Source organism: Burkholderia sp. 10_S31 (assembly GCF_056930375.1).
Genome location: NZ_JBXOWK010000003.1, coordinates 1,222,399 through 1,233,481, shown reverse-complemented (window position 1 = coordinate 1,233,481; position 11,083 = coordinate 1,222,399). Strand labels below are relative to the sequence as shown.

The following is an 11,083-nucleotide window of genomic DNA, read 5'->3' as shown; positions in this document are numbered from 1 at the left end:
TTACATCCCCCGTCGGCGCGCGGCGATTCTCTGCAGCACGCTGAACACGCCGAGCGCGAGCAACAGCCCCGCGACGACGCCGACCACGCCGAGCACGACCGGATGCCGCGCCGCGTGCGTCCACACGCGCGCATACCACGGCACGAAGCCGACCACGTACGGCTCGCCGACGCGCAGGCTGTCGACCTGCCCCGGCCGCACCAGCGCGAGGTCGCCCTGCAGCTGCGACACGAGGCCCGGCTTCTGGAATACGTCGAGCAGGTCGGCCAGGCGCGCCTGGTCGGTCGCCGTCAGTGCGACGACGCTGCGGCCGTGGCTGCCCGGCAGCTCGAAGCCGGCGAGCGCGGCAAGCGAGCCCGTCTGTTCGATATGCGCGCTGCCGTCGGCCATGCCGATGCCGTTGCGCCAGCGCTCCTTCACCGAGAAAGCGACGCGCGTCGTGCCCGTGCCGGGCTGCTGGTCGATCGACAGCGGCAGCGCCGCACGCCAGCGCGACAGCAGCGGCGACGCGGGCGAGCCGTCGATCACGAGCAGGTCCTTGCGGCCCGCGAGCGCGGCGACGTCGCCGGGCCGCGCGACCTGCACGCGCAGCGCCGGGAAGCCGGTCCACTGGCCCATGTGGCCGAGCATCGTCAGGTAGGCTTCGAGCTCCTGCGGCGACGGCCGGTCGGGGATCACGACGGCCGTCTGCGACAGGTCGGCGTAGCGCGTAAACGGGAAGCCGCTGTTCGCGAAGAACGCGAGGTTCGGCAATTGCGCGTAGTGGACGAAGTGCGAGAAGTCGATCGTCGAATCGGGATCGATCGCCGCGCGCTGCGGCTCGGTCGCGGTGCTCGAGCAGAGCCCCGTCTTCTGCGAATCGAGCGTGAAGCGGAACTGCAGCTGGTTGCCGCTGCCGACGCGGAACGCCGGAATGTCGACATCGCTCGTCACGCGCCCTTCCGGCACCGACAGCAGCGGCAGCTGCATGCGCCCGCGCGCATCTTCCGCATGGGCCGGCCCGAGCCGGTACGACTTCACGAGCTGGTCGTTGATCTCGACGGCGAGCGTCGAGTTGTCCTGCACGGTCGGCGCCGTATAGCGGTAGCGCAGCGTGATCGGCACGCCCGAGCCGTTCCACGAATGGAGATCGGCCGGCACGCGCAGGTTCAGGCGGATCGCGTCGGGCGACGTGCCGCGCACCTCGAGTTCGCGCGGATCCGACACCAGCTCGCGGAACGTGATCGGCCGGTTCACCGGCAGCCAGCGCGGCGCATCGTACGGCTTGCGCGGCGCGCCGAGATCGACGTGCGCAACCGTCGCCGCCGGGCCCGACAGCGCCGCTCGGCCGAGCACGAGCGTCGCGACCGCGTCGTCGACCTCGGCCGCCGTGCGGCCCGTCACGACCAGCAGCTTGCGGCCCGGCGCAGCCGGGTTGTCGGCAACGGCGAGCAACGGGCCGTTGACCGACGGCAGCGCGAGGCCGGCCGGCAGGGTCGCGGCCGTGCCGATCACCACCGCCTGGTCGTCGGCCGGCAGCGTCGCCGCGACCGGGAAGCGCGCCTGCCGGTAGTCGGCCTGCGCGCCGAACCACGACGCGAGCACCCCGGCGCTGCGCAGCGTCGCCGAATCGGGCGACGCCGGCAGCACGAACGGCAGCCGCAGCAGCCCGTTGTCGCGCCGATCGAAGAACGGCGCGGGCAGCAGTGCGAGATCGTTCGGCAGGCGTACCGGCGATTCGTCGAGGATCAGCTCGCTCGTCGGGCTCACGTCGGCCCACAGCGCCGAGTTCGACGGGTCCTCGCAGTGATCGAGCGAGTAATGCGCGATCAGGCGCAAGCCGATCTGGTTGAAATCGGAGAAGTAGCGCGGATCGATCGGGATGTCCTGCGTGACCGTGCGGCCCGCACGCGTCGCGTCGAACGGGACGGTCGCGACCACCTCGCCGTTGACCGACACCTTCAGGTGCGACATCGGGAACACGAGCGACGGCGAATACGCGTAGGTCAGGCGCAGCCGCGCGCCGGTGACCACGCGATCGAGCCGCACGCCCGCGTTGATCGTGCGCGCGTCGTCGGCACCGCGCAGGCGCACCGGGTCGAATGCGCCGAGCGACGCGAACGGCAGGCGCAAAGTCGTCGCCGGCAGGCCGGCGGACGCGGAAGTACCGGTGGCGCCCGGTGCGGCGGCGAGCGTCGGCACGGCCGCGCCGCTGGCGAGCGCCGGCGCGCCCGGACCGTCGACGGACGCCGAAGCGGCGGCCGGCACCGCCGGCATCGGCGCGGCCGACAGCGCGGCCGCATGGAGCGCGCCGAACGCGGCGACCGACAGGACGAACAACGACGTGGCCGGCTTCATGCGCGGCTCCGCATCGGCGTGATCATCCGGTCGTCAAGCGCATCGCGATCGATGCACGTAAAGCAGCTATGCCCGTGAGTGCACATCCCCACTGCTTCCTCTCATGTATGTCTGGCTCTGGCCTGAATGCAATTATCGAAACGACGCGGCGGATTCTTGTGCAGCCAGTTCGTCGTACTACGCGCCTGCCATCCGCGCTCGCTCATTCGTCACACTATCTCAAAAATAGGACAAAACTTACCCTGATTCGGGATAGCGAAGCGAAAAAAACTCAATTCGGTCGGAAATGCCGCGCGCCGCAATTGAATAGCAAGAATTACGTCATTGCTGGCGGCCGGGCCGCCCGGCATACTGCCGGGCCGACCGGACAGCGTGCGACCTGTTGCGGGCCGCCGGAACGCGCTGCCGCGTGAGCGGCGCGTATGCTACCGCAAGCCCGCGCTTCGCGCCGCGTTTTCTTGATGGAAAACTGACTTGGATCAAATCTCCGACACCGCCACCCCGTCTTCCGACACGCTGTTGCGCATCATCGCCGCGCAGACCGAGATCGCGAAACTCGGCCTCGATCTCGGCAGTGTGATGGCTTACGTGACCGAGCAGGTGCCGCAACTCACGGGCGCGAGCGGCGCGGCGGTCGAGTTCGCCGAAGGCGACGACATGGTGTACCGCGCCGCGTCGGGCTCCGCCGCCGGGATGCTCGGGCTGCGGTTGCGCCGCTCGGGCAGCCTGTCCGGCCTGTGCGTGACGCGCGGCGAACTGCTGCGCTGCATGGATTCGGAGACCGACCCTCGCGTCGATCGCGACGCTTGCCGCCGGGTCGGGCTGCGCTCGATGCTGGTGATGCCGCTCACCCATGCGGACACGACGGTGGGCGTGCTGAAGGTAATGTCGCCGGACGTCGACGGCTTCTCGGCCGCCGATGCCGGTACGCTGCGGCTCACGGCCGACCTGATCGCCGCCGCGATGTTCCACGCGGCGCGCAACGAGGCCAACGAGCTGTACCTGCGCGCGACGCACGATGCGCTCACCTGCCTGCCGAACCGCGCGCTGTTCTACGATCGCCTGCGCCAGTCGATGCACACGGCGCTGCGCGCGAACGGCCGGCTCGGCATCCTCAACATCGACATGGACGGGCTCAAGCCGATCAACGACGGCCACGGCCACCGCGCGGGCGACGCCGCGCTGCGCGAGATCGCCACACGGATGCTCGGCGCCGTGCGGCGCTCGGATACGGTGGCGCGGGTGGGCGGCGACGAGTTCGCGGTGATCCTGCCGAACGTCGGCAGCCGCGGCGACGTCGATGCGCAACGCGCACGGCTCGCCCGGCAGGTCGGCGAGCCGTTCGAATTCGAGGGGCATCCGCTGCGGCTTGGCGTCAGTGTCGGCGTCGCGATGCTGCCCGACGACGGTACCGACATGAACGCGCTGATCGAGCATGCGGACCAGGCGATGTACGAGGTGAAGCGCACGCGCACGCAGCGGACGGGGCACGCGTGATGCGCGACGCGCACCGCGTCCGGCCACCGGGGCCGCCCAGGCCGCGCACGCGCGGCTAACCGACCTGCGGCACCGCGATCGCCAACCCGACCACGATCCACTGCACGATCGCGACCAGCACGCCCGCACGGCACAGCCCCACTGCGCCGCGCACGCGCGCGTCGAGCGCGCGCCCTGCCTTCCCCCCATCGATCCAGCCGAGATCGGCGAGCGCGCGATCGAGCGCGGCGAGCTCGTCGTCGACCGACGCATCGCCCGACGCCGCCCGCGCCAGCGTGGCGAACAGCCGCCGGTCGATCTCGATGCGCACCGCATACCACAGCGCGGCAATCCCCGACCCGGTGCTGACCACGGCCAGCAGCACGCGCGCGATCGTCGCCGGCGCCCAGCCCGACGCGATCCACCAACCCGCGCCGGCCGCGGCCAGCGCGGCCGCGATCGCCCATGCGCCTGCATCGAGCGCACCGCGCGCCGCGGCGATCCGGAACGGTGCGGACGGGTCGCGCATCATGGCCCTCCCGTTGCGCGACGGCGGTCGATCCAGTCCTGCAGCACGGCCACGCCGTCGTCCGACCATACCGCGTGCGGCCGCACCGCCCGTACCGCCGCGAGTGCGTCGCGCGCGTCGCCGAGCCCGCGCCGCGCGGCGAGCCACGCGGCCGCGCACAACACGCTGCGCCCGTAGCCGAGCGCGCAGCAGACCAGCACGTCGCGCCCTTCGGCATGCAGGCGTTCGAGCGCCGCGACGGCCGCCGCGAGCTGCGCGGGCGTGGGCGCGACGAGGTCGAGTTGCGGCACCGCCGCATACGCGAGAGACGCGTCGGCCGCGGCCCAGCGCGGCATCTCGGCCGTCAGGTCGACGAGCGCCGTAAAGCCGTGGCGCCGCACGTCGCGCGTGGTCGGCGTGCGGCCGATCGACACGCGTTCGTCGATCCGCACCGGCGCCGGCTGCCGGAACGTCCATAGCCGCGAATTAACGAACGCACCGGCGATCGTCGGTGCGAGCAGCCAGCGGACGAATACCGGGAAGCGGCCCGCCTCGTCCTTCTGGAACGCACCGGGCGCCCCGCGCCGGTAGATCCATGCGACGCACGCGAGCGCCAGCGCGCCCCACCCGGCGGCCAACGCCCAGCCCGGTGCACGCGACACGCAGTAAAGCGCCGCGAGCGCGACCGGCGCCGCGCCGAGCGCGTAGCGGCGCGCGAGCGCACGGCCGGCGGCGGACGGCGAGCCGACGGCACCCGGCAACCGCCCCGCGGCGTCGCGCAACGGAAACAGGAACAGCGCCAGGCAGCCGACGGCCGCGCCGGCCGGCACGTCGATCGCATGATGCTGGTAGGTCGTCAGCACCGACACGCCGATCGCCGCGAACCACAGATGCAGCACGATGCGCGCGGCCGTGCCGCGCAGTTGCCGCGCATAGACGGCCCACAGCACGACGAGCAGGCCGATGTGCAGCGACGGCGCCTGGTTGAACGGCTTGTCGAACCCCATCAGCAGCGTGAACAGCGCGCCTGCCACGCCGCCCGCGGCGGGCCGCTCGAAGCCGAAACGCAGCGGCCAGGCGATGAAGCATGCGACCGAGATCAGCTGCACGGTCAACAGCCGCTTCACGTGATCGAGCAGGTCGTCGCGGCGGGTCCAGAAGAGGAACGACAGCGCGTACAGCAGGTCGATCGACCAGTACGGCACGATGGACCACGGCACGAACGGAATCGCGTGTTCCCAGCCGAACGCGAAGGTCGGCACTTCGGCGCGGCGCGCGGCGAGCCAGTTCGCGAAACCGTACGTGGAGAAAAACACCGCGCCCATCGCCGCGAGCCAGCCGACGCGCAGCGCGAACGACGCGTCGCGCGCGCCGGCCGCCGGCTCGGCCAAACCCCCACCCGCGCCCGCGCCGCCGCCGAGCGCGCTCACGACGCGTCGACCCGCTGCGCGAGACTGACCGTGAAGATGCCCATCGCGTCGATGCGCTGGTCGAGCTTGCGGAAACCGGCGCGCGCGACGAGCTCGTCCATCTCGGCCTGCGAGCGGCGGCGCATCACCCAGGTCGCGTCGCCGCGGTGATTGTTCAGCGTGCGCGCGATGAATTCGAGCTGCGGATGCCACGGCTGCCCCGTGTAGACGAGATAGCCGCCGGGCGGCACGGCCTGCGCGAGCCCGCGCAGCGAGCGCTCGATCAGTGCGTTCTCGCCGAACAGCTCATACAGCCCCGACACGATCGCGAGCGTCGGGCGCGGCTCGAGCGCCGCGAGCGACGCCTCGTCGAACGCGTCGCCGCGCTCGAAGCGCGCGATCGGCTCGAGGCCGCGCTGCGCGATCAGCACGCGCCCGGCCTCGACGTTCGGCGGACTGTAGTCGCGCAGCGTGATGTCGTCGGGCGCCGCGCCGTCGCGCTCGGCGGCCGTCGCGATCGCGTCGAGCACGTAGCGTCCGTGCCCGGCCGCGATGTCGACGATCCGCACGGGTTCGCCGTGGCCGCGCAGCCGGCCGATCGCCGCGCCGATCAGCTCCTGCAGATGCACCTTGCGCTGACGGATGCCGACCCAGCCCGGCGAATCGAGATAGGTGCGGTCGATCAGCGCGCCGACGCCAAGCCGGCCCTGCGCGCGGTTGCGGTACACGTAGTCGAGCGTCGAGCCCGAATCGAAGCCGAGCCGCAGCCCGAGCGCGATGCCGTCGGACAGCGCGCCGCCGGCCTTCAGCCCTGCACGCGTGATCGCCCAGTACGCGCGTGCGAACGGGTTCGCGGGCGGCCGGCCGAGCGCCGTGTATTCGTCATGGAACGCGCCGCGCCGGTCGGCGTCGGCCAGCGACACACGCGGGCTCGGCGTATCGAACTCGCGCAGCACGAACGTGCGCAGCGGCGCGAGCGCCTGCGCGCGGTCGCGCTCGCCGAGCGTGTCGTGGTAGAAGCCGGGCAGCACGATGCGCTCCTTGCGCGCGGCGCCGAGCCGCTCGAAGAAGCTGTCCTGCGGGCCGCGATGCACGACCCAGTCGGCGCCCGAGATCAGCACTTGTGTCGGCACGGTGATCGCGGCCGCATCGGCGACGATCCGCTTCGCGGTGTCGTGCAGGTCGAGCAGCATGTTGACGGCGATCGGCCGCGTGATCAGCGGATCGGCCGCATAGCTCGCGATCCGTTCGGGGTCGTGCGTGAGGAATTTCGGCTTCACGTAGCTGTTCACGTAGAACAGTCCGCGCAGCTTGTGCATCAGCCGCAGCCCAGGCCGTGCGAACGGTACGTAGAGCTTGATGTGGAACGCCGGCGACGCGACCACGAGGCAGCGGATCGGCGGTGCGTAATCGTGTACCCAGGTGGCGGCGAGCACCGCGCCGACACTCTGCCCGACGACGGCCATGTCCTCGATCGCGATGCCGTGCAGGTCGCGGATATGCTCGACGAAGGTCTGCAGGTCGCGCACCGACGCGGCCGCGCTCGGGCTGTAGCCGCGCGCGCCGGGCGAGCGGCCGTGGCCGCGCGCATCCCACGCGAAGAACGCGAAGTCCGGCAGGTCGAGCTCGTCGACGAGGTGCGCGACGCGCGCCGAATGTTCGTGGCCGCGATGCAGCAGCACGATCGCGCCGCGGCAGCGCGGGCCCGTCGCGGGCCAGTGACGATAGAACAGCGTTTCGCCGTCGTGCGTGATGAAGTTGGCCTCGCGGGCCATGCGTGCGCTCATGCGTTTCTCTCGTTTCGTTATTCGAATCATGCGGCGCCGCCCTTCGGCGCCGGTCCGGCTGCGGCCGTCAGCCGCCCGCTTCGGCGACGCCGGCCTGCACGCGCCGCACCACCGTCACGATCGACAGCACGATCAGCACACGCCACAGCCATGCGGCGACGCTGCCGACCGGCAGACCGAAGCCGATCCACAGCGCGAACGCGCCGAGCGCAAGCGCGCGATCGCTCTTGCCGAACGGGCCGTCGTAGCGGCGCGTCGCGCCGGCGAGCGGGCCAATCAGCCCCGCGCATTCGACGATGACCGCCGTCAGCGCGAACAGCCAGACGTCTGTCGGCGCGAACGCGGGAATCGCGAGGAACGGCAGCACCAGCGCGACATCGGACACCACGTCGCCGAGCTCGTTCAGGTAGGCGCCGAGCGTGCTCTTCTGCCCGTGCTCGCGCGCGAGCATGCCGTCGATCGCATTGAGCGCCATCCGCACGAACAGCCAGATCGGGATCAGCAGGAACAGCACGCGGGCGAACACGCCGAGCCCCGCGAGCGCGCCGACGACGATCGAGCCGCCGGCCGCGAACAGCGTGACCTGGTTGGCGGTGACGCCGCGTTCGGCAAGCGAATCCGCGAGCGGACGCAGACGGTTCTGGAATTTCGGTTTGAGTGCGTAAAGGCTCATCGTTTTATTGGTTCGGCACATTCGGACACGTTTCCAGCCGCCATGCCCCGGGCGGCGCCACCACCCGAAGCGGCTGACAGGTGGTCGTAATCGTCGCCGAGCGGCCCCGACGCGTCAAGCCGCGGCCCGCTTCGCGCCGCGCCGCTCAATCTGGTGTTTTTGACGGAAACTCGCGATAATCCGCTGGCTCGTGAACGCAGCAATTCATTCGAACTGTGACCGGGCGCTCGTGCAACAGCCGATAATCACGCCGCCGACCGGCGCTTTTGCCGCGACGCAACGTCCGCGGCGAGTCGTCCGATCATCGCGGCCCTGCGACAGGCAGCCACGAATTTGAAAAAACTTAAACAATGGCCGTCCGGCGCGCATCCTGCCGCGCCGGCATTCCGGGATTCCGCCCGCCGCGCGTGCGCGGCGGCGCGAACATGCACGCAGGAGGCGCCGCGCCGATGAACATCCTGAACGTCTGGCAGCGCGATTTCTTGCTGTCGATCGTGCGGCTCGTCGCCGGCGCGTATCCGGTCTGGCATCAGGCGCCGCCGTCGCCGACGCAGAAGATCTACTTCTCGAACCACACGAGCCACATCGACACGCTCGCGATCCTCGCCGCGCTGCCGCGCGACGTGCGCGCGGTCGTGCGGCCCGTCGCGGCGCGCGACTACTGGGACAGCGGCGACCTGAAGCGCCACATCGCGCAGAAACTGCTGAACGTCGTGCTGATCGACCGTCATCGCGAGACCGGCGGCGACCCGTTGGACCCGGTGCGTGACGCACTGCGGCAAGGCCACTCGATCATCATCTTCCCGGAAGGCACGCGCGGCGCCGACGTATTGCCGCAGCCGTTCAAGAGCGGCCTGTTCCATCTCGCGACCGAGTTTCCGGACGTCGCGCTAGCGCCCGTCTATCTCGAGAACCTGCAGCGCATCATGCCGAAGGGCGCGATCTGGCCCGTGCCGCTGATCTGCAAGGTGCACTTCGGCGCGAACGATGCGCTCGGCGTCGGCGAAGACAAGCCGACCTTCCTCGCCCGCATGCGCGACGCGATCGTCGCGCTCGCGCCGCCGCAGCGGCCGGCCGGCTGAACGACGCCCTCCCCTCCCTTTTCCGGACCTCTTCATGCGAACTCTCTTCTGGGAACTGGTCGCGGGCGTCACCGGCGTGCTGGTGCTCGCGACCGTGATCGGCGCGATCCTCGGCGCGCGCAGCGGCGGCACCAGCGCAACCATCGTCAACCTGAACCAGCGCATCCGCGCGTGGTGGGCGATGATCGCGATCATGGTCATCGCGATCAGCCTCGGCAACAACGTCACGTACCTCGTGTTCGCGCTGCTGTCGTACCTGACGCTGCGCGAATTCATCACGCTCACGCCGACCACCGCGAGCGACCATACGACGCTGTTCATCGCGTTCTTCGTCGCGATTCCGGTGCAGTACCTGCTGCTCGCGATCAACTGGTACGGGATGTACTCGATCTTCGTGCCGGTGCACCTGTTCTTCGCGATGTCGCTCGTGTCGGCGCTCACGCAGGACACGCGCGAATTCCTGAGCCGCAATGCGAAGATCAACTGGGCGCTGATGGTGTGCGTGTACGGGCTGAGCCACGCGCCGGCCGTGCTGATCCTCGACATTCCGCGCTACGTGGGGCAGAACGCGCTGCTGTTGTTCTTCTTCCTGTTCGTCGTGCAGATCAGCGACGTGCTGCAGTATGTGGTCGGCAAGCTGTGCGGACGCCGCAAGATCGCGCCGCGCCTGTCGCCGTCGAAGACGGTCGAAGGCTTCGTCGGCGGCGGCCTGCTCGCGACGCTGTGCGGTGCATCGCTGTATCGCGTGACGCCGTTCAGCTTCGGCGCGGCGTTCGGGATCTCGCTCGCGATCGTGATCGCGGGCTTCGTCGGCGGTCTCGTGCTGTCGGCCGTGAAGCGCTCGCTCGGCACCAAGGACTGGGGCTCGATGATCGCGGGACACGGCGGGATGCTCGATCGCGTCGATTCGATCTGCTTCGCGGCGCCCGTGTTCTTCCACCTCGTGCGCTACCTGTACGTGTGATGTGCGGGCGGCGCGACGCCGCCCGGTTCCGCGCGCGCGCCGCTCAATACCCGTCACGCACGGCCTTCGGCACGATGTAGCGGCCGCGCGATGCGTCGAACTTCACCGTATGGCGCACGTGAATCGCGCGATCGCCTCGCGTGCCGGTTTCGGTCACGATCAGCGGGTAGACGCTATCGTCGGCGCTCGTGTCCGGCGCAATCGCGAAGCGGCGTTCCTCGCAGCGAGCCGGATCGTTCGCGCATTCGGTCGATTCCGCATTGTCGAGCGCTTCGTCGATGCGCGCCGCCGCCAGCACCAGCGCGTCGCCGTACGGCAGCCAGATCGAGCGGATGCTTTGCGTATAGCCTTGCCGCGAGTCGCTGTTGCCGATGACGAAACCGAACATGTGCGGCCCGAGCCGCTGGATGCTCACCGTGCCGGGATCGCCGCGCCCGCCGGACGCGATGCCCGTCTTCTTCAGCACCGGTTCAAGCGTCGCCCCGTCCTGCGAAGGTCGCAGCACGTACAGGTCGATCGTGCCCGGCGTGGCATCGGAATCCATCCCCGGCCTCCCGTTCTGCACGGCGTCCTCGGTCTCGCCGCACATCGCGAGCAGCGTGCGCGGGCCGTCGGCCGTCGCGACGCGCAGCGATCCGCACGATGCGTAGATGAAATCGCCGGCGTCCGACTGCCAGCCCTTGCGATCGGCACGCCACGTGCCGTACGTGTCATGGATGAACGTTTGCAGCTCGCGTTCGGGAGGCGCCGGTTCGGCGGCATGAACAGGTGACAATGCGGCGAGCGCGGTGAACACCGCGACGGCGGGCGTTACGATCTCGTTCTTCATTCCAGGATCCGGTCGATG

General features: G+C 70.2%; 9 protein-coding genes. 3 read left to right on the top strand and 6 right to left on the bottom strand.

Translation table 11 applies throughout. The annotated features are described in order from the left end of the window. Positions 1 to 2,337, bottom strand: coding sequence for a cellulose biosynthesis cyclic di-GMP-binding regulatory protein BcsB (gene bcsB, locus AC1Z3W_RS25785; RefSeq protein WP_175826919.1), 2,337 nt, complete (start codon positions 2,335 to 2,337; stop codon positions 1 to 3). 474 nt (positions 2,338 to 2,811) lie between these two features. On the opposite strand from bcsB, the gene AC1Z3W_RS25780 reads away from it, so the two are divergent. Then, a complete protein-coding gene (locus AC1Z3W_RS25780; RefSeq protein WP_483508753.1) occupies positions 2,812 to 3,834 on the top strand; it encodes a diguanylate cyclase domain-containing protein in 1,023 nt (340 codons plus the stop codon). A 55-nt stretch (positions 3,835 to 3,889) separates the two neighbouring features. On the opposite strand, the gene AC1Z3W_RS25775 is transcribed toward AC1Z3W_RS25780, so the two are convergent. The 4 genes from AC1Z3W_RS25775 to AC1Z3W_RS25760 all read right to left on the bottom strand — a co-directional run bounded on the left by AC1Z3W_RS25775 (position 3,890) and on the right by AC1Z3W_RS25760 (position 8,190). Next, on the bottom strand, positions 3,890 to 4,342 hold the full coding sequence (locus tag AC1Z3W_RS25775) for a hypothetical protein (RefSeq protein ID WP_057928436.1): 453 nt from the start codon (positions 4,340 to 4,342) through the stop codon (positions 3,890 to 3,892). Next, positions 4,342 to 5,751 (bottom strand): phosphatase PAP2/dual specificity phosphatase family protein, encoded by a 1,410-nt coding sequence (locus tag AC1Z3W_RS25770; RefSeq protein ID WP_483508752.1) that lies wholly within the window; start codon positions 5,749 to 5,751, stop codon positions 4,342 to 4,344. The genes AC1Z3W_RS25775 and AC1Z3W_RS25770 overlap by 1 nt, the downstream gene beginning before the upstream one ends. Next, positions 5,748 to 7,517 carry a bifunctional alpha/beta hydrolase/class I SAM-dependent methyltransferase gene (locus tag AC1Z3W_RS25765; protein ID WP_124833228.1) on the bottom strand — a complete coding sequence of 590 codons (1,770 nt, stop codon included), beginning with the start codon at positions 7,515 to 7,517 and terminating at the stop codon, positions 5,748 to 5,750. The genes AC1Z3W_RS25770 and AC1Z3W_RS25765 overlap by 4 nt, the downstream gene beginning before the upstream one ends. 67 nt (positions 7,518 to 7,584) lie before the next feature. After that, the gene (locus AC1Z3W_RS25760; protein ID WP_057928351.1) at positions 7,585 to 8,190 is read right to left on the bottom strand and encodes a CDP-alcohol phosphatidyltransferase family protein; all 606 of its coding nucleotides are present in this window, start codon (positions 8,188 to 8,190) and stop codon (positions 7,585 to 7,587) included. A 449-nt stretch (positions 8,191 to 8,639) separates the two neighbouring features. On the opposite strand from AC1Z3W_RS25760, the gene AC1Z3W_RS25755 reads away from it, so the two are divergent. Both AC1Z3W_RS25755 and AC1Z3W_RS25750 read left to right on the top strand, forming a co-directional pair. Further along, on the top strand, positions 8,640 to 9,272 hold the full coding sequence (locus AC1Z3W_RS25755; RefSeq protein WP_057928437.1) for a lysophospholipid acyltransferase family protein: 633 nt from the start codon (positions 8,640 to 8,642) through the stop codon (positions 9,270 to 9,272). Positions 9,273 to 9,306: 34 nt separating this feature from the next. Beyond that, entirely contained in the window at positions 9,307 to 10,236 is a 930-nt protein-coding gene (locus AC1Z3W_RS25750; RefSeq protein WP_057928352.1) for a phosphatidate cytidylyltransferase, read from the top strand. A 43-nt stretch (positions 10,237 to 10,279) separates the two neighbouring features. Here the strand turns inward: AC1Z3W_RS25750 and AC1Z3W_RS25745 are convergent, their stop codons facing one another. Beyond that, positions 10,280 to 11,065, bottom strand: a complete 786-nt coding sequence (locus AC1Z3W_RS25745; protein ID WP_483508751.1) for a topoisomerase IV — start codon at positions 11,063 to 11,065, stop codon at positions 10,280 to 10,282. Positions 11,066 to 11,083: the final 18 nt, after the last annotated feature.